The 17,150-nt window shown below is 68.7% G+C and carries 19 protein-coding genes; 10 read left to right on the forward strand and 9 right to left on the reverse strand.

Translation table 11 applies throughout. From position 1 onward, the window contains the following. The first annotated feature begins 68 nt into the window (after positions 1-68). The gene (locus tag NO889_RS07905) at positions 69-1,472 is read left to right on the forward strand and encodes a M28 family metallopeptidase (protein ID WP_256411724.1); all 1,404 of its coding nucleotides are present in this window, start codon (positions 69-71) and stop codon (positions 1,470-1,472) included. Between the two features lie 66 nt (positions 1,473-1,538). On the opposite strand, the gene NO889_RS07910 is transcribed toward NO889_RS07905, so the two are convergent. Next, on the reverse strand, positions 1,539-2,507 hold the full coding sequence (locus tag NO889_RS07910; protein WP_256411725.1) for an NAD+ synthase: 969 nt from the start codon (positions 2,505-2,507) through the stop codon (positions 1,539-1,541). Positions 2,508-2,812: 305 nt separating this feature from the next. Between NO889_RS07910 and NO889_RS07915 the strand changes: the two genes are divergently transcribed. Then, positions 2,813-3,382 (forward strand): TrmB family transcriptional regulator, encoded by a 570-nt coding sequence (locus NO889_RS07915; RefSeq protein WP_256411726.1) that lies wholly within the window; start codon positions 2,813-2,815, stop codon positions 3,380-3,382. Here NO889_RS07915 and truA read toward each other — a convergent pair. The 3 genes from truA to NO889_RS07930 form a co-directional block, all read right to left on the reverse strand. Then, a complete protein-coding gene (gene truA / locus NO889_RS07920) occupies positions 3,379-4,281 on the reverse strand; it encodes a tRNA pseudouridine(38-40) synthase TruA (RefSeq protein WP_256411879.1) in 903 nt (300 codons plus the stop codon). The two genes, NO889_RS07915 and truA, sit on opposite strands and share 4 nt — an antisense overlap. After that, positions 4,281-4,718 carry a universal stress protein gene (locus NO889_RS07925; protein WP_256411727.1) on the reverse strand — a complete coding sequence of 146 codons (438 nt, stop codon included), beginning with the start codon at positions 4,716-4,718 and terminating at the stop codon, positions 4,281-4,283. The genes truA and NO889_RS07925 overlap by 1 nt, the downstream gene beginning before the upstream one ends. Before the next feature lie 99 nt (positions 4,719-4,817). Continuing rightward, positions 4,818-5,048 (reverse strand): DUF7999 family protein, encoded by a 231-nt coding sequence (locus NO889_RS07930; protein WP_256411728.1) that lies wholly within the window; start codon positions 5,046-5,048, stop codon positions 4,818-4,820. Positions 5,049-5,311: 263 nt separating this feature from the next. Here NO889_RS07930 and NO889_RS07935 point away from each other — a divergent pair, with 263 nt between their 5' ends. Next, positions 5,312-5,878 (forward strand): peptidylprolyl isomerase, encoded by a 567-nt coding sequence (locus NO889_RS07935; RefSeq protein ID WP_256411729.1) that lies wholly within the window; start codon positions 5,312-5,314, stop codon positions 5,876-5,878. Positions 5,879-6,560: 682 nt separating this feature from the next. Here the strand turns inward: NO889_RS07935 and NO889_RS07940 are convergent. Continuing rightward, entirely contained in the window at positions 6,561-7,145 is a 585-nt protein-coding gene (locus NO889_RS07940) for a hypothetical protein (RefSeq protein WP_256411730.1), read from the reverse strand. A 380-nt stretch (positions 7,146-7,525) separates the two neighbouring features. Beyond that, entirely contained in the window at positions 7,526-8,779 is a 1,254-nt protein-coding gene (locus NO889_RS07945) for a KaiC domain-containing protein (RefSeq protein WP_256411731.1), read from the reverse strand. A gap of 117 nt (positions 8,780-8,896) precedes the next feature. On the opposite strand from NO889_RS07945, the gene NO889_RS07950 reads away from it, so the two are divergent. From NO889_RS07950 to NO889_RS07960, 3 genes are all read left to right on the forward strand, one after another. Then, a complete protein-coding gene (locus NO889_RS07950; protein WP_256411732.1) occupies positions 8,897-9,718 on the forward strand; it encodes an NAD(+)/NADH kinase in 822 nt (273 codons plus the stop codon). 72 nt (positions 9,719-9,790) lie between these two features. Next, complete coding sequence (locus NO889_RS07955; RefSeq protein WP_256411733.1) at positions 9,791-10,333, forward strand: hypothetical protein; 543 nt, start codon at positions 9,791-9,793, stop codon at positions 10,331-10,333. 23 nt (positions 10,334-10,356) lie between these two features. Then, entirely contained in the window at positions 10,357-11,031 is a 675-nt protein-coding gene (locus NO889_RS07960; RefSeq protein WP_379787516.1) for a TVP38/TMEM64 family protein, read from the forward strand. 186 nt (positions 11,032-11,217) lie between these two features. Here the strand turns inward: NO889_RS07960 and surE are convergent, their stop codons facing one another. Both surE and carA read right to left on the reverse strand, forming a co-directional pair. Further along, positions 11,218-12,144, reverse strand: a complete 927-nt coding sequence (gene surE / locus NO889_RS07965; RefSeq protein ID WP_256411735.1) for a 5'/3'-nucleotidase SurE — start codon at positions 12,142-12,144, stop codon at positions 11,218-11,220. A 194-nt stretch (positions 12,145-12,338) separates the two neighbouring features. Next, entirely contained in the window at positions 12,339-13,400 is a 1,062-nt protein-coding gene (gene carA / locus NO889_RS07970; protein ID WP_256411736.1) for a glutamine-hydrolyzing carbamoyl-phosphate synthase small subunit, read from the reverse strand. 415 nt (positions 13,401-13,815) lie between these two features. Between carA and hisI the strand changes: the two genes are divergently transcribed. From hisI to NO889_RS07990, 4 genes are all read left to right on the forward strand, one after another. Next, positions 13,816-14,196, forward strand: a complete 381-nt coding sequence (gene hisI / locus NO889_RS07975) for a phosphoribosyl-AMP cyclohydrolase (protein ID WP_256411737.1) — start codon at positions 13,816-13,818, stop codon at positions 14,194-14,196. Further along, positions 14,196-15,419, forward strand: coding sequence for a DUF7118 family protein (locus NO889_RS07980; protein ID WP_256411738.1), 1,224 nt, complete (start codon positions 14,196-14,198; stop codon positions 15,417-15,419). The genes hisI and NO889_RS07980 overlap by 1 nt, the downstream gene beginning before the upstream one ends. Positions 15,420-15,488: 69 nt before the next feature. Further along, positions 15,489-15,887, forward strand: a complete 399-nt coding sequence (locus NO889_RS07985; protein WP_256411739.1) for a DUF7975 family protein — start codon at positions 15,489-15,491, stop codon at positions 15,885-15,887. Between the two features lie 79 nt (positions 15,888-15,966). Further along, positions 15,967-16,131, forward strand: coding sequence for a DUF7838 family putative zinc beta-ribbon protein (locus tag NO889_RS07990; RefSeq protein ID WP_256411740.1), 165 nt, complete (start codon positions 15,967-15,969; stop codon positions 16,129-16,131). A gap of 28 nt (positions 16,132-16,159) precedes the next feature. On the opposite strand, the gene NO889_RS07995 is transcribed toward NO889_RS07990, so the two are convergent. Further along, on the reverse strand, positions 16,160-17,065 hold the full coding sequence (locus NO889_RS07995) for an AEC family transporter (protein ID WP_256411741.1): 906 nt from the start codon (positions 17,063-17,065) through the stop codon (positions 16,160-16,162). Between the last annotated feature and the right edge of the window lie 85 nt (positions 17,066-17,150).

Below are 17,150 nucleotides of genomic sequence, written 5' to 3' on the forward strand. Positions count from 1 at the left end.
GGGTCGGGCGAGGCGATCGCCCCCGTCGATTCCCACAGGATTAACCCGACCGCCGGGAACGGAGTCGCATGGACGACGCAGCCTCCACCGAACCGGACGCGGTCGAGCGGGTGCGGGACCGGTACGCCGATCTCGCGCCCGCGCTCGCGCGGACCTGGGCGGACGACGAACCCTGGAAGTTCCTCACCGACCTCACCGCGATCGGGAGTCGGATGGCCGGCAGCGACGGCGAGCGACGGGCGGCGGACCTCGTCGCCGACGCCTTCGAGCGCGCCGGGCTCCGCGAGGTCCGAACCGACCCGTTCGAGTTGACCGCGTGGGAGCGCGGCGGGGCCGATCTCCGGGTCACCGTTCCCGGTCGGGACGGAACCGATCGGACCCGCGAGTTCGAGGCGCTGGCGCTCCCGTACTCGCCGGCGGAAACGGTCGAGGGCGAACTGGTCGACGTGGGGTACGGCACGCCCGAGGAGATCGACGCCGCGGACGTGACGGGCCGGATCGCGGTCGCGTCGACGACGACGCCCTCGGAGTCCCGGTTCGTCCACCGCATGGAGACGTTCGGGCACGCGCTCGCGGCGGGCGCGGTCGGGTTCGTCTTCGTCAACCACCTCGAGGGGCAGCTCCCCCCGACGGGGTCGCTCACGTTCGGCGAGCCGGCGACGGCCCCGGCTGTCGGCGTCTCCGCGGAGACCGGCGGCTGGCTCCGCGAGTACGCCGCGAACGCCGAGGGCCCGGTCGCGAGCGTCGAACTCGGAGTCGAGGCGTCGTTCCGGTCCGCGGAGTCGCGGAACGTGATCGGGCGGGCCGGCCCCGACACCGACGAGCGGCTCCTCCTCCTCGCCCACTACGACGGCCACGACATCGCGGAGGCGGCGCTCGACAACGGCTGCGGGATCGCCACGGTCGTGACCGCGGCGGGGGTCCTCTCGGAGGCGGACCTCCCGATCGGCGTCGACGTCGTCGCGGTCGGCTGCGAGGAGGTCGGGCTGCTCGGCGCGGAGCGGCTGGCGGCGACGACCGACATCGAGACCGTTCGCGGCGTGATCAACGTCGACGGGGCGGGGCGGTTCCGCGACCTCCGGGCGCTGACGCACACCTCCGAGGCGGCCCGGTCGGTCGCGGCGGCGGTGTCGAGCGCGATCCGACACCCGATCGAGGTGGATCCGGATCCGCACCCGTTCTCCGACCAGTGGCCGTTCGTCCGGCGCGGCGTGCCCGCGCTCCAGCTCCACAGCGACTCCGGCGAGCGCGGACGGGGGTGGGGCCACACCCACGCGGACACGCGCGACAAGGTGGACGATCGAAACCTGCGGGAACACGGGATGTTGACGGCGCTGCTCGTCGCCGAGTTCGCGGCCGAAGGCCGGGAGCCGGAGCGGCTCGACGCGGACGCGCTCGCCGACGCGTTCCGCGAGACGGACTTCGAGACGGGGATGCGCGCGGCCGACCTGTGGCCGGCGGCGTGGGAGTGAGCGCGGCGGCGTGGGAGTAACGTGGTGAGTGTGACGAAGGGGAGCGAGCGTCGAGACTGGAGCGAGTCACTCGGGCCGGCCGCGGGTCGGCATCGGGGGCGAAGCCCGCTTGTGCTCTGTCGCCCGGTGGCGCTCGAGGAGATCGTCGACCACTTCGCGGTCGAGGTCGAGCCGCGAGGCCACCTCGTCGGCCGGCAGTCCCTCGTCTATCGCGAGCCGCAAGGCGGGATCGACCGCGTCGTAGTCGGCCCCGAGGTCGTCGGCGTCGCGCTGACCCGCGAGCATGCCCGCTGTCGGCGGCTTCTCGAGGACGAACCCCGGAACCTCGAGCGTCTCGGCGAGCTCCCGGACCTCGGTCTTGTAGAGGTGTCCGACGGGGAGCAGGTCCGCCCCCCCGTCGCCGTGTTTGGTCAGGTAGCCGAGCAGGCGCTCGCTCCGGTTGGTCGTCCCGCAGACGAGTCGGCCGGTCGCGTTGGCGGCGAGGTACGCGAGCGTCATGCGCAGGCGTGCGATCGCGTTCCCGACGAGCGTCGGCTCGTCGTGGAGGCCGAAGCGGTCGGGCGCGACGCTCCCGAACTGCGCGAGAAGCGGCTGGAGGTGGACCGTGTCGTGGTCGATCCCCAGCGCCTCCGCGAGCCCCTCCGCGTCCCGCGCGTGGTGGGCGCCGATCTTGTTACACGGGAGGACCAGCCCGTAGACGCGGTCGGGGCCGAGCGCCTCGACCGCGATCGCGGCGGCCACCGTCGAGTCGAGCCCGCCGCTCATGTTGATCACGACGCCGTCGGCCCCCGCCGACGACACCGTCTCGCGAACGAACGAGGCGACGCGTTCCAGCTCCGTCGCCGGGTCGATCGGGTCACCGGGAGCGGTCGGAGCGGCCGGATCGGACCCGGCCGCGCCGCCTTCCAGGGGAGAGTCCGGATCGTGACCGGACGAACCCGGATCGTGACCGGGCTCGACTCGGGTGGACGTGTACGGTGCGTCGCCGTCGTCCTCTCCGCCCGTCCTCGGGTCGCTGCGTGTGGAGGTGTCCATTGCGTCTCGCCGTCACGAACGGACGCGTAAATACGCTCCGTGAGTATTGTTTAAGGTCGTTATCGGGTGAACGGCGAGAATCCGACGCGGCGGAGACGTCCGCGACCGGTCGGTCGATCACGGGACGATGCGTCGCCGACGGATGTCGGCGGAACCCGCTCCGCCGGGCGGGGAAAACCGCACGTTCGTTTTCGCCGACCAGATCGGTGGAGATCGTAAAGAATAATCCAGTTGTTGAACCCGATACAAGTGTATTAGGTGTTTATAACCAAACGTTTATACAAGAATGCCTCTTCCATCGTCACATGTCCGCAATACAGTTGAGTTCGAGTCAGAAGCGGATCCTCACGTCGCTCGTGAACCTCGTCGACGACGAGGACGGCGTCGTCTGTGGGCGCGAGATCGCCGAGGCGATCGATCGGAACCCCGGAACCGTCCGCAACCGGATGCGGAGCCTCCGTTCGCTCCAGTTGGTCGAGGGCGTTCCCGGCCCGGACGGGGGGTACACGCCGACCCGCAGCGCCTACGAGACACTCGATCTGGACCGGATGGAGGAGGCCGAGCCGGTTCCCGTCGTTCACGACGGGTCGCCGGTAGAGGGCGTCACCGTCCGCGAGATCGAGCTCTCGAGCGTCAACAACCCCGAACTGTGCCGCGCGGAGGTCGTGTTGTGCGGGTCCGCCCGGCCCTTCGCGCGCGGCGACCGCGTGACCGTGGGGCCGACGCCGACGTCGGGGCTCCGCGTTTCCGGGATCGTCGACGCCGCCGACGTCGACGGCGACACCCTCATGCTTCGCGTCGAATCGATGGAGACGGTCGCCGACCCGACGAAGGCGACCGCGGGCTCGATGGGCGGACGGTCCGCGAGCGACTAACCCCCCGTCGCCCCGTCCGCGGATCCGGCGATCCGGTTCCGGATCGCGCCGGTCGCCGCGGCGACTCGCCGGGCGTCGCGATGGCGCTCGCCGAACGCGGCGACCGCGCTCGCGGCGGCCTCGTCGTCGGTTTCGAACTCGACGCCGTCGTACGCGACGTCCCACAACACGAGCGGTTCCGGCGCGGCGGGGCCGACGCCGTGCTCGCCGGGGACCGGATCGTCGGCGAGGAGTCGGTCGACGAGTTCCGGCGTCGCGGTCCCCCGTCCGACGGCCTCGACCGCGCCGACGATCCGCCTGACGAGCGCGCGCGGAAAGCCGTCCGCGACGACCTCGACGACGAGGAAATCTCCCTCGCGCGTCGCGGTCGCGCGGAGGTCGCGGACCGTTCCGTCGTCGTCGTTCGTGAGGTTGTGGAAGTCGTGCTCGCCCGAGAGCCGCGCGAGCGCGTCGTGAGCCGCGTCGTCGTCGATCGCGTCCCGGTCGCTCGCGTCGTCGTCCCCAACGGTTCGCTCGGCGACCCCCGACTCCGCCGCCGGCGCGTACAGGAAGTACCGGTACGTCCGCCGGACCGCGTCGTGGGTGGCGTGAAACCCCGCGTCGACGTCGGCGGCCGCCCAGACCCGAACCGATCCGGGGAGTCGCCCGTTGAACGCGCGCGGCGTGAGCCACGCCGGGGCCTCGAACGCGACGGTCTGTGCCACCGCGGAGACGCCGGCGTCCGTTCGGCCCGCCGCGGCGTACCCCGACGGCGTCGCGTGGGTGGGCCCGTCGCCGCGCGCGACGAGGCCGTGATCCGAGAGCGCGGCGAGCAGCGTTCCCTCGACCGTGTCGGCGTGCGGCTGGCGCTGGAACCCGGCGTACGCGCGGCCGTCGTACGCGACCCGGAACGCCCGGATCACGCCTCGCTTTCGGCCATCGGGACCGTGACGACCGGCACCGGGGAGGTTCGGACGATCTTCTCCGTGACGCTCCCGAGGAGGACGCGCTGAAGGCCCGTGCGCGTGTGCGTCGGCATCACCACGATGTCCGCGCCGGTGTCCGCGATCGCGTTCTCGATCACTCGGAGCGGCTCGCCGTGGATCACGCTGCCGACGGCGTCGATCCCGGCCGCCTCGAGCTCCGCGGTCACCGTCTCGACGCGCCGCTCCGCGCTCGACTCGACGCGTTCCGCGAACGCCCCGGCCCGCGGCCCCGCGAGCGTGTGCTCGAGCGTGTCGACCGCGCTCACGACGTGGACCGTCGCGCCGTAGCGCTCGGCGAGGCTCCGCGCGTGCGGGACCGCGTCGTTCGCGGCGCTGCCCGGCGCGACCGGCAGGAGGATGTCGTCGTACATGACGAGAGATGGAGTCGCCGGCCGCAAAACGCTACCGGCGGACGACGGCGTTCGGACCGCTCACGCATTCGTCCGAGAGAGGGGTCCGTCGTCGTCGGGTTATCCTTCGATCCCCACGATCCGCCAGCCGTCGCCGCGACACCGGACCGGTTCGAGCACGACCGTGACGGCGTCCCCGCGGGACAACCTCTCGAGCGGTCCGAGGACGGCGTCGTCCGCGCTGACGACCTGGTACGTTCGACCCCGGCTTCCCCGTAGCGTCAGCGCTCCGTTGCCGTTCGGGTTGGCCGTCACGACTCGCCGCCGCCGGACGTCGGTCGTCGTCCCCATACTGGCGAGCGCGTACGGGGAGCTCATAAACCGGACTATGAGCCGCCCGTACGAACAATGAGACCTATTGAGGGGAATCTATCGAGGGGTACCTACTGAGGGGGACGTACCGAGTGGCACCTATCGAGAGGCACCCGTCGAGTAGCGTTCGACCGCTCGAGTCACCGACGAGGGAGGATCGACCGCAAGGCGTCGCTCGGAACGCGACCGGCCCAGCGCGGCGGATGGGTAGCGTTTTCCGGCCGGACGACCTTCCCCGGACCATGGCACGAGACGTTTCCAACGCCGACAACCCGCAGGTGACGCTTCACACCAACCACGGCGACGTCGTCGTCGAGCTGTTCGCCGACCGCGCGCCGCGGACGGTCGAGAACTTCCTCGGGCTGGCCCGCCACGACCCCGCCGCCGACGCCGACCCCGCCCGCGACACCAACACGTGGGAGGACCCCGAGAGCGGCGAGGTCCGCGGCGACTCGCTGTACGAGGGGAACGTCTTCCACCGCGTCATCGACGACTTCATGATCCAGGGCGGCGACCCGCTGGAGTCCGGCCGCGGCGGCCCCGGCTACCAGTTCGACGACGAGTTCCACGACGAGTTGACCCACGACGGCCCCGGCATCCTCTCGATGGCCAACTCCGGGCCGAACACCAACGGCTCGCAGTTCTTCATCACGCTCGACGCCACCCCGCACCTCGACGGCAAACACGCCGTCTTCGGCCAGGTGATCGAGGGGATGAACGTCGTCGAGGAGATCGGCTCGGTCCCGACCGGCCGCAACGACGAGCCGCGCGACACGGTCTCGATCGACCGCGTCACCGTCGAGGAGTAACGCCGCGACGCGCCGGCGAAATCTTCGGCCGGTGACCCCTCGTTTGGACACGGCCGCGGTCAGTACAGACGAAGCAACGAGCGATCGCGGTGGCGCGCCTCCGAGTGCCCGACAGGGCACGAGGAGCCCGCGAGGGACGCTGCGAACGCAGTGAGCAGCGAGATTGGGGAGGCGTGAGGTGCGGTGCGGTGCGGGGTGGGTGGGACTCAAAGGGGCAGTCGCGAGGACGAAGCCCGGCGAAGCAAGGGCCGCAGGAACGAGCGGAGCGAGTGACGAGGACCACAGCGAGCCGCGCGAGTCCTCGCGACTGGGGCTTTGGAGACGATCACTGCGCCAGCAACGATCCCATTTCCATCACCACGATCTCCATTGAAACAACCATACAACTACACTCCTCAGCGACCAAGTGTTTCGGACAATAATATAGCTGAATAATAGAATTTTAACAGATCCAATAGCTTCTAATCCTCGTGCCGTATCTCTTTGACTTGTCCAGAAATCCTGCTTTCCACAAGAATTAATTTTCCAGTACAGTCATCATGTGGGCACGGTTTTTCAGTTTCATATACTATGAATCCCATGTCGATTTCCTATAATTCTCGGTACTTAATCCTATTCTCTTTTAAACACCAAAATATAATGCTTCATGAGTTATATTATTATAATACTTGAGAGTAACGAATTAATTTTGGAATGTGATATCAGCAGTTCCTAGCCTATCTCGATTCAGAACCATCCATAATATTGGCGTTGGGATATCTTCATCTAACGTATATTCCTCCTCTTCAATCTTGATCTGATTGGGATAGCCTTCCATATTAGACATTAGCTCTAGAACACAGCTTTTCCAGTCCTGACGTATACGATCTAGCGATTGATTGATTGAACTATAGTCGTGAAGTTGTGGATTGTCTGATTGAGATATTAGATCTCTGGCTGTCTGAATACTCTGATTCACTAGTATAGCACCCGTATAGAATCTGATCACTGCTTCAGCCTCCTCGGGCGTTAATAGCGATATTTGGGAAGAGTTTGATTTGTACACCTCCGCAGTAATAATCTCATTACCAGGAACCTGAGTCCTGTAATTCGATGATTTCTCATTGGCTAATTCATCAAGACAGCTCAATTCTGCGATCAATGACTGTCGAAGTTGCCTGATTTTTTCTTCCTTTTTATTTGCTCTGATTTTCTCTTGTACTATATAGGTCCCAACACCACCCGCTATTCCACCTATAAGTGCGGATCCGACACTTGAGATTATCATGTCTATTCGTTAGGATTCAGGAGTCTTGTCGTTTCCTTCGCTCTCTCGTCTAATCCGATTCAATGCCCGATCGATACATTCCTGCGGCGAGTGAAACTACGATGTGCGAGGATACTGAGGTCCTTACTGACGCGCCGGACATTGATGTCATCAATCCATATAATTGCTTGACTTTGGATGGACAGAAACCGCCTCCAAAGCCCCAGCCCCGCACCTCACACCTCCCCAGCCTCGCGGCTCACTTCGTTCGCCGCGTCCCTCGCACGGGCTCCTCGTGCCCTCCGGGCACTCGAAGGCGCGCGCCACCGCATCTCCATGCTCTCACTTATAAACAATCGCCACAAGCACGTTTCCATTTTAAACACTGCTCTCGGTCCACCTCAGAAGATGTTCGCCTGTCGGTAGACGGAGATGCCCTCGCTCGTGATCTCGTAGGGTTTCGTCTCGCGGGAGTGGTTGGCGTCGCGGATCTTCTGGATCTCGACGGCGAGGCGCGTCTCCCGGAAGTCGGAGCCGCGGACGTACTGGAGGACGAACACGCCGTCGGTCAGGTACTCGACGAGGCCGTACCGCGAGCCGTACGGCGTCTCCTCGCTCGCCTCGGAGGTGAGAAGCGTCGTCACGCCCGCCTCCTTCAGCAGGCGGGTGAACCCGAACACCTCCGAGCGTCGCTTCGCGGGGTGGTCGTACATCATCTCGAGCAGCGAGACGGAGTCGAGCACGAGCCGGTCCGCACCGAAGTCCGCGATGAGGCGGGTGAGGTCGTTGCGGATCGACGCCAGCGAGTTCGCCATCTCGATCGGGTCGAGCGAGACGACCGCGAGCCGGCCCTCCTCGACGTACTCCTCGAACGGCCATCCCTTCTCCTCGGCGGTCGCGATGATCGACTCCCGGCTCTGCTCGAGCGTGATGTACACCCCTCGCTCGTCGGACTCGAGGGCCTCGTTGAGGAACTGTAACGAGAACGTGGTCTTGCCGGTCCCCGCGCCGCCGATGACCGTCAGGAGCGACCGGCTCGGCACCCCTCCGAGGATCATCTCGTCGAGCCCGTCGATCCCGACGTTCGTCCGATCGATATCGGAGTCGAACTCCTCGGCGTCCGCGTCGTCGAACCCCGTCGGTCCGTCCGTTGTACCGCTCTGGCCGCCACCGCCGAAGGGGTCACCCTCACCGAAGGAGCCGCCGCTATCGCCACCGAACGGATCGCTCTCATCGAAGGAGCCGCCGCTACCGCCACCGAACGGATCGCTCTCGCCGAAGGAGCCGCCGCTATCGCCACCGAACGGATCGCTCTCGCCGAAAGAGCCGCCGCTACCGCCGCTATCGCCGTCCCCACCACCGCCTCCGAAGGGGTCGCCGACGGCGTCGTCGCCGTCGTTCTCCGGTTCGACGTCCGACTCTGACGCTGGACCGTCGCCGCTCTCGGCTCCGTCGTCGACGCCCGGATCGCCGTCTCCGTCCGTCTCGTCGTCCATCTCCCAGCCGTCCTCGACTTCGGGGGTCGGTACCACGGTGTCGTCGCGTTCTTGCTCGTCCCGTTCACTCTCGTCGCGGTCGCCCTCCTCGTCGCGGTCGCCCTCCTCGTCGAGTTCCCGCAGCGCGCGCTCGAACCAGTCGTCCTCTCCGTCGCTCATGGTTCGAGGCGTCCGTTCGGGATCGCCATGTACCGGGAAACGAGGGCCGCCGGCTTGAACCTTTCCGGCAGCAGGGAGGTCCACACGCTTTTATTCGGCGCGGAGAAACCCGCGGACATGGAAGTCGGGATCGTGGCGCGAAAGGGAAACCCGGAGGCCGCGTCGGTCGCCACCGGGATACGCGACGCCGTTCGGGACGCCGGGGAGGCGGTCTGGATCGACGAGGAGACCGCGAGCGACCTCGACGTCGAGGGGAAACCCGTCGACGCGCTCGGCGACTGCGATCTGGCGGTCGCGGTCGGCGGCGACGGGACGTTCCTGTTCGTCGCGCGAAACGCCGGCGACACGCCGATACTCGGGGTCAACCTCGGAGAGGTCGGGTTCCTCAACGCCGTCCCGCCGGCGGCCGCAAAAGAGGCGGTGCTCACGGCCATCGAGGGGTTCCTCGACGGCTCGATGGCCGTTCGAGAGGTCCCGAGACTCGCCGCGCGTGCGGACGGATGGGAGTCGATCCCCGCGGCCAACGAGATCGTCGTTCAGGGCGCGCGTCGCGGCCCCGGCGGCGGCGTCGACTACGAGCTCCGCGTCGACGGCTCGCCGTACGCGAGCGGCCACGCCGACGGCGTCCTCGTGGCGACGCCGACCGGCTCCACCGCGTACAACCTCTCCGAGCGGGGGCCGCTCGTCCATCCCGACGTCGCCGGCCTGATCGTCAACGAGATGGCCCCCGATGCGGGAATGGCCCCGCTCGTGGTCGACGTCGACGCGACGGTCACGGTGTCGGTGTCTGACCCCGACGGGGCCGTCGTCGTCAGCGACGGACGAAACGCTCGGGATCTCTCCGGACCGGTCGAGGTGACCGTCGAGCGGACCTCGCCGCCGATGCGGATCGCGGGCCCGGAGTCCGACTTCTTCGAGGCGCTGAAGAAGCTGTCCTGACGGGACTGCCGTCCGGACCGTGCCGAGGCGAACGCGCAACGTTCAACCCGACGCCGACTCGACTCGCGATCGATGACGCTCCCGCTCGGGTTGGAACCGTTCGTCGATCAGTCCCCACGCGATCACGCGCTCGTCCTCGTCGTCGGGGCGTTCGCGTGTCTCGTCGGCTACGTCGGTTCCGCCGCGCTGTTCTTCGGATTCGATGTGCTCGGTCACGGCGGACCGGCCGGCCCTCGACGGGTGGCGGCGGTTTTCGCGTCACTGGCCTGCTGGGCCGCGTACACGGTCGCGTTCGTGCGCGGAAGAGGAGGTCCGGTGACGGACGTGCTCGCGTACCCGATCGCGACGGTGGCGGTCGTTCCCGTCGCGACGCGCTGGATCGTCTTCGGACCGGCGTGGGGAGCGCTTCGCGACCGGCTCGGGTTCTTCCTCTTTCGACCCGACCTCCTCGTCGACGCGGCCGTCCTCGTGGCTCCCGGCGTCGCGCTCTGTGCCTCCCTGCTCACGCTGTGGGCGAACCGGCTCGGCGAGACGGAGATCCGCGAGTGGCAGCGGCGACACCTCTCCGCGGCGTTCCGCGAGGCATTCGTCGAGGAGACCGACGTCGAGGGATGACTGCGACCTCCCGTCTCCCCGGTGTGAACCGCCGTCACGTTCTCGGGGGCGCGATCGTCGCGGTCGCGGTCCTTCTCGCGTGGATCGCGTCGCCGGCGGCCGCGCTCGCGACCCTCGAGTGGCTCGCCGCCGACCCGCTTCGGTTCGGGGTCGCGCTCGTCGCGCTGGCGGCGATCCGGCCGTTTCTGGCGTGGCCGACGACGCTGCTCGCGGTCGCCGCCGGCTTCGGCTACGGCTGGGCCGGCATCCCGATCGGCGTCGTCCTCCTCACTGCGACGGCGGTTCCTCCCTACTGGCTCGCTCGCGCCGGCCGCGCTCGTCTGGCGGACGACTCTCGGACGATCGAGCGGGTCTCCGCGGCCGGCGGGCGGCTCGTCGCCGACGCGGGGGGCCTCCGAGCGGTCGCGGGGAGCCGGTTCCTGCCCGTGCCCGCCGACGCGGTCTCCGTGACCGCCGGGGTGTCGGGGGTGGCTCCGCGCCCGTTCCTCGCCGGGACCGCGGTCGGCGAGTTTCCTTGGGTGGTCGCCGGCGTCGCCGTCGGCGTCTCCGCCGACCGGCTCGCGAGCGACGAGTTGTCCGTCGTCGACCCGACCCTGTTCGTCGCGCTCGGAGTCGCGGGCGCACTCCTGCTCGCGCGACCGCTGTATCGCGCGTGGCGTGGCGATCCGGCGGCCGCGAACGACGCGCCCGGAACCTGACACCCGAGATGTACGGGATACACGATGGTGGGCTCCTCAGCGGAGACGACACGCTGGCTCGAACGCGATCGCGTGAAGCACCGACCGATCGCGGTGGCATCGCCGGCGACGAAGCCACGGGTCGGGCGGTCGAGACGGCAGCGGGAGTCACCGCGGACCGGACGTCACCGCGGAGTTCAACGACTCCTACTCCTCGGCGACGTCGACCGTCCCGTCCGCGACGTCGACCGTCTCGCCGACGCGGTCGCCGACGACGGATCGCGAGGAGGACAACGGGGAGACGCTCACCTCGCCCTCGACCGTCGCGCGTCGGTCCGAGCCGGGATCGTCGGCCACGTCCCCGCGGAGGAACTCCCGCCAGAAGCGATCGCGTAGCTCCATCCCCATCTCGCCGCGGCGCTCGCCGAACCCCGAGGCGTCGCCGCCGGGGTCGCCGTCGCCCGCGGTTCCGCGCTCGCGTTCCCCGTCCTCCCCCGACACGTCCGACCCTGCCGCGTCCGTTCCGGGATGGAACTCGATCACGTCGAAGCCGCGGGCGGGCTCCGTCAGCCGATACGTCGGGGCGGCGGCGGCCTCGTCGTCCGCGGCGGGGACGTTGACGTTGAGCACGTCCGCGCCGAACGGCAGGCGATCTTCCTCGTCGACGCGACCGACGAGATCCGCCGCGACCTGCCCCGCGAGCGCGAAGTCGTCGTGGCTCACCGTCGGGGGGATCGGGAGGTTACCGCGGTCGTAAAGCGAGATAGCGATCGCGGGCGTCCCGAGGAACGCGGCCTCCATGGCCGCGCCGACGGTCCCCGACTGCCCGAGGACGTGCGCGCCGATGTTCGGGCCGTGGTTACAGCCGGAGACGACCACGTCGGGATCCAACTCGAGCGCGACTTCCGCGACGGCGACGCAGTCGGCTGGCGTCCCCTCGACCGCGTAGCCGAGGTCGCGTTCCGTGTACTCGACCGTGGTTTCCCACCACGACCGGTTGCCGCCCACGCCCGACTGGTTCGTCGCCGGCGCGACGACGGTCACGTCGTACTCGGCGGAGAGCGCCTCCGAGAGCGCTCGGATCCCGGCCGCGTCGATCCCGTCGTCGTTGGTGAGGAGGACCTCGCGTGTCATGGGAACGCCTCGGAGGGCACGGGTGAAAACGCCGCCGGAAGCGGCCGCGGCGGAGCAGGCGGAGCGAAGCGGACGGGTACGGCAGCGCGAAGCGAAGCGTCGGGGAGGACTGGTACTCCAGCGGTCAGGCGGGTGCGGGGACCGTCTGTCGCGAGCCGAATCCGTCGATCGGGCGAGTTCGGGTGCGGGGACCGTCAGTCGGCGGCGACGGGCTGGCGCGACTCCGCCAGCTCCAGCACCTCGTCGAAGAAGCCGAGCGAGTCGTGCGGGCCGGGGTTCGCCTCGGGGTGGTACTGGCGGGTGATGACGTCGAGCTCCGTGCTATCGAGCCCCTCGACGGTGTCGTCGTTGACGTTCACCTGCGTCACCTCGAGCGGGCCGGTGTCGGAGACGGTGTAGCCGTGGTTCTGCGTCGTCATCACGACCCGGTCGGTTCGGAGGTCCTTCACCGGCTGGTTGACGCCGCGGTGGCCGAACGACATCTTCTCCGTCGAGCCCCCGAGCGCGCTGGTGATCACCTGCTGGCCGAGACAGATCCCGGCCATCGGCAGATCGCCGGCGAAGGCGTCGACGACCTCGTGGGCGGCGACGAAGTTCTCCGGGTCGCCGGGGCCGTTCGAGACGAATAGCACGTCGGGTTCGACCGCCGCCACGTCCTCGGGGGTGGCGTCGTACGGGAGGACGTGGACGTCCGCGCCACGCTCCGTGAGCGAGGAGATGATCGAGCCCTTCGCGCCGCAGTCGAGCAGCGCGACGGTCGCCTCGTCGCCGCCCTCGTGGACGGTCGGCTCCGTCACCGAGACCTGCGCGCCGATGTCGACGTGTGCGCTCATCGGCTCGCACGCCTCCATCTCCGCGACGGCGTCCTCGGGCGTCGCGTCCTCGCCGGCGGCGATGCCGCAGGCCATCGCGCCCTCCTCGCGGACGGTGGTGACGATCTCGCGGGTGTCGAGGTGGTCGATCGCCGGGACGCCCTCGCTCTCGAGCCACTCGGCGACGTCGTCGGTCATCTCGCGGGCGATCGCCGCGCGGGGCTGGACGGAGTCGGACTCGAACCGTTCCGCTCGGACGCCGTAGTTCCCGATCAGGGGGTACGAGAAGGTCAGCACTTGCTCGGCGTAGGAGGGGTCGGTCAGCGATTCCTCGTAGCCGGTGTACGCGGTCGTGAACACGAGTTCACCGCGTGTCCGCCCCGGCGCACGGGTGCGCGCTTCGAGCACGCGTCCGTCGGCCAGCGCGATGTAGGCGTCCGACATTACGAGATACGTACGCATGAACCGTATTAAATGCGTCGTTCGAAGTTCAATTACGAAATTCGTAACAGGATCCGGGTGGCGAGACGTCCGAGGTGACGCGCACCGGCGAGGATCTTCGAATTCGATACTCCGTGAAATCCTCGATCGCTGGAGACTGCCAGTGGTACGAACTCCGTGAATAGCGATTCGTCGTTGCTGTCGCGGTGAACGTCTCCAAAGCTCCAGTCGCGAGGACTTGTGGGCCTTGCTGTGGTCCTCGCTCAGTCGCTCGCGCTCATTGGTTGCGGTCCTTGCGTCGGCCGCCGGTGACGTCACCGCGAATCTCTCGCTTCTTCGTCTGTACTGACCGATTCACTGGTACTTCGAGGCAGGAACAGACACAAGGACTATTCGAGGGGCCCCCCTCGGGCGAGGTATGAGCGAGGCCGACGTGGACGCCGACGTGACGGTGGAGTTCGGCGAGGACGGGCTGGTCCCCGCCATCGCACAGGACGCCGAGGACGGCGAGGTGTTGATGCTGGCGTACGTCTCCCCCGAGGCGCTCGAGCGAACTCGCGAGACGGGCGAGGCCCACTACTACTCCCGGTCGCGCGAGGAACTGTGGCACAAGGGCGGCTCCTCGGGTCACACCCAGACCGTCGAGGAGATCCGCGTCGACTGCGACGCCGACACGCTGTTGTACCTCGTCGACCAGTCGGTCGGCGCGTGTCACACCGGCCACCGGTCGTGTTTCCACCGCACGATCGACGGCGAGCACGTCGGCGAGCGAGTCTTCGACCCCGACGAGGTGTACTGATGGCTCGCGGCGAGACCGAAACCGAGCGGATCGTCGCCGACGGCGGCACCGATCTCGACGCCGATTCGAACCCCGACGCCGATTCGAACCCCGACGCCGACGCGATCCGGTCCGCGGGCGAGGCGGCCGCGGAGCTGCGCGAGCGGTACGACGAGCTCTCCCGACTCGAATCGCGGATCGCGGATCTGGGGCGGGATCGAGTGGAGACCGCAGTCGACGCCTATCGGCGGGCCCACCGCGTGCTCGACCAGTACGAGGAGGACGCGGTCGGCACCGGCGACTTCGGCTCGTACGTCCAGTTCGAGGGGGAGTTCGCGAACGCGGTCGACGTCGACGACGACGTGCCCGCGGCGGACGCGTTCGCCGCCGCCGACGAGGCCGTCGACAAGCGGCGGCTTTCCGAGTCCGACTTCGCCGCGGCCCGCGAGGCGCTCGAGCCCGCCGGCGACTACGTCGACCTGCTCGCCGACCGCGACGACGCGGTCGACGCGTACCGGCGCGCCCGGAAGGCCGCCACCGACGCCCGCGGCGCGCTCGCCGACCGCCTCGAGGAGCTCCGCGAGGTCGCCGACATGGCGGACGCCGACCTCGACGCCGACGTCTCGCGGCTCCGCGAGCCGATCGAGGAGTACAACGACGCGGTCCGCGAGGGGTTCCGCGAGTTCTACTCCTCGGAGTCGGCCCGCGACGTCCTGGACTTCCTCGAGCGCGCGGACGCGACCCCCTTCGTCGACGCCGACGTCCCGCCGACGGACCTCCGCGAGTACGTCGACGACCACGCCGCCGGCGAGGAGCCGATCCCCACCCTCCTCGAGTACGCCGACTACTCCAACTCGAAGCTCGACCACTACGTCGACGACGTGGGCGCGCTCCGGACCGCGGTGGCCGTCCACCGGACGTTCCTCGACCGGATCGACGCGGAGCCGCTGACGCTCGACTGGCCGCCCGCCCCCGGCGGCGAGGTGGCTTACGAGATCGACGAGCTGATCCCGCTCGTCTCGCGGATCGCCGCCGACGAGACGGTCGCGGAGCTCCGGTCGATCCGCGACCTCGCCCGCGACGAGGAGTACGAGCGGCTCCGGCGCGCCGCGGTCGTGCGGGACGCGCTCGACGACGAGGAGCTGGCACTGATCGAGCGCGATGAGGTCGACGACCGGGTCGCCGAGGCGGAGCGGACGCTCGCGCTCGTCGACGACGTGTTCGCGGAGACGGAACGCGGGTAGCGCCGCTCTCTCGGAAGCGTCGGGACCCGACCGCGGCAGTTTAAGTCGCGAGGGCGACGAGACGACGGCATGACACGATTCGACGCCGCGACGGAGTCCGAGCGGCTGGCGCTGTTCGCGGACGCGGCGGCGGCCCACCGCGCCCGGTCGAGCGACGTGATGACCGTCGACATCGACCCCGACAGCGACGTCACGGACGGCGGGGAGCTCCCCCCGTGGATCCAGCTCGCGGGCACCGAGCTCGTCATGGACTGTACCGACGAGGAGCTCGACCGACTGACGGACCTCCTCGGCGAGTTCCCCGAGTTCCGGATCGACGAGCTCGTGACTCCGGAGGAGGCCGAGGGCACGAACGCGGTCGTCACCGCGCGGTCGGACGCGAACCGCGTCGCGGGCTTCATCGAGCGCGCCTTCCGGGAGGTGTACGGGCTCGAGGAGACGTACAAGGCGTGGGTCACCGCGGTCTGACTGGCGTCGGTCGCCCGCTTTCGTCCCGATGGTCCACGGGACCAATAGCTTGAAACGGGCTCCGGACCCGTACACGCACATGGTGCTCGAAAAGGACGTGGACTGTCCGGCCTGCGGGGAGACGAACGCGTTCTACCGGACGGCGGCGACGACCCTCCACCTGGGGGAGAAGACGAAGTGGCGGTGTCCGGAGTGCGGCTTCGGCTACGTCGAGATCAACGGCATCAGCACGCTGTCGGCCTGAATATCTCCTTCTTCGATTTCCGGTCGGCTCACCCGACCAGCCCGATGAGCGCGTAGAGCGACGCGATCGACGCGACCGTCGTGACGAAGACGTTCCGCGAGGCGAACGCCGCGTCGCCGCCGAGCTCGGTCGCGAACACGTACGTCGAGACCGCGGTCGGCGTCCCGAGCATGACCACGCCCGCCGCGAGCGTCGCGCTCTCGACGCCGAATCCCGAGAGCGTCGTCCACGCGATCGTCGGTGCGAGACCGAGCTTGAGCGCGAGGACCGACCCGGTCGCGCCGGGGTCAGCCAGCGGGAGATCGACGCGGAGCGACGCGCCGACGCAGAGCAGCGCCAGCGGGAGGACGAGCGACCCGAGCAGGTCGAGTCCGGCGGCGACCGCGACGGGCACGGGAGCCCCGACGGCACCGATCGTGACCCCGGCGACCAACGCGATCAGGACGGGGTTTCGCGCGAGGGTGCTCGCCTCGCGGGCGACGCTCGTCTCGGTCCCGTTGACCGTGCTCAACACGGTCACGGTGAGCGGCACCTGGACCAGGAGCGCCACGCCGAGGACCACGCTCGCGAGCGCGGTCACGGCCGGCTCGAACGTCGCGGCGACGAGCGGTAAGCCGAGGTAGCCGAGGTTCGAGTGGTACGACTGGACGACCGCCACGCTCCGTCGTGTAGCCGGCCGGTTCCGGTGGAGGACCCACGCGACCGCAGCGGTGCCCAGAAGGGAGGCGAGGACGGCGACGACGAGCGCGCCGGAGAGGAGGTCCGCGATCGACCGATCGTACGTCGCAACGAAGACGAGCGAGGGGAGCGCGACGTAGTAGGTGGCGGCGTTGAGTCGGTCGGTCCGGGACGCGTTCAACGGCCCGACGCTCCGGAGTCCCGTGCCGACGAGCAGCACCGCGAGCATCCAGAGAAGCCGCAGGAGAACGTCCATGTCGCCCGGACGCGTCCGGCGGTGTTGACCGTTCCGGCGGGGCGGAGGCGACGGGTCCGACGGCGACCGAACCGAGCCGAGTCGG

Source organism: Halorubrum rubrum (genome assembly GCF_024494685.1).
Taxonomy (GTDB): domain Archaea; phylum Halobacteriota; class Halobacteria; order Halobacteriales; family Haloferacaceae; genus Halorubrum; species Halorubrum rubrum.

What these genes read in the sequence shown, in the direction of transcription:
- NO889_RS07985 (WP_256411739.1), top strand. Translation starts at nt 15,489, where the DNA reads ATGACACGATTCGACGCCGCGACGGAGTCCGAGCGGCTGGCGCTGTTC.
- NO889_RS07945 (WP_256411731.1), bottom strand. Translation starts at nt 8,779, where the DNA reads ATGAGCGACGGAGAGGACGACTGGTTCGAGCGCGCGCTGCGGGAACTC.
- NO889_RS07930 (WP_256411728.1), bottom strand. Translation starts at nt 5,048, where the DNA reads ATGGGGACGACGACCGACGTCCGGCGGCGGCGAGTCGTGACGGCCAAC.
- hisI (WP_256411737.1), top strand. Translation starts at nt 13,816, where the DNA reads ATGAGCGAGGCCGACGTGGACGCCGACGTGACGGTGGAGTTCGGCGAG.
- NO889_RS07995 (WP_256411741.1), bottom strand. Translation starts at nt 17,065, where the DNA reads ATGGACGTTCTCCTGCGGCTTCTCTGGATGCTCGCGGTGCTGCTCGTC.
- NO889_RS07955 (WP_256411733.1), top strand. Translation starts at nt 9,791, where the DNA reads ATGACGCTCCCGCTCGGGTTGGAACCGTTCGTCGATCAGTCCCCACGC.
- NO889_RS07935 (WP_256411729.1), top strand. Translation starts at nt 5,312, where the DNA reads ATGGCACGAGACGTTTCCAACGCCGACAACCCGCAGGTGACGCTTCAC.
- NO889_RS07940 (WP_256411730.1), bottom strand. Translation starts at nt 7,145, where the DNA reads ATGATAATCTCAAGTGTCGGATCCGCACTTATAGGTGGAATAGCGGGT.
- surE (WP_256411735.1), bottom strand. Translation starts at nt 12,144, where the DNA reads ATGACACGCGAGGTCCTCCTCACCAACGACGACGGGATCGACGCGGCC.
- NO889_RS07905 (WP_256411724.1), top strand. Translation starts at nt 69, where the DNA reads ATGGACGACGCAGCCTCCACCGAACCGGACGCGGTCGAGCGGGTGCGG.
- NO889_RS07915 (WP_256411726.1), top strand. Translation starts at nt 2,813, where the DNA reads ATGTCCGCAATACAGTTGAGTTCGAGTCAGAAGCGGATCCTCACGTCG.
- NO889_RS07925 (WP_256411727.1), bottom strand. Translation starts at nt 4,718, where the DNA reads ATGTACGACGACATCCTCCTGCCGGTCGCGCCGGGCAGCGCCGCGAAC.
- NO889_RS07980 (WP_256411738.1), top strand. Translation starts at nt 14,196, where the DNA reads ATGGCTCGCGGCGAGACCGAAACCGAGCGGATCGTCGCCGACGGCGGC.
- carA (WP_256411736.1), bottom strand. Translation starts at nt 13,400, where the DNA reads ATGTCGGACGCCTACATCGCGCTGGCCGACGGACGCGTGCTCGAAGCG.
- NO889_RS07990 (WP_256411740.1), top strand. Translation starts at nt 15,967, where the DNA reads ATGGTGCTCGAAAAGGACGTGGACTGTCCGGCCTGCGGGGAGACGAAC.
- NO889_RS07950 (WP_256411732.1), top strand. Translation starts at nt 8,897, where the DNA reads ATGGAAGTCGGGATCGTGGCGCGAAAGGGAAACCCGGAGGCCGCGTCG.
- NO889_RS07910 (WP_256411725.1), bottom strand. Translation starts at nt 2,507, where the DNA reads ATGGACACCTCCACACGCAGCGACCCGAGGACGGGCGGAGAGGACGAC.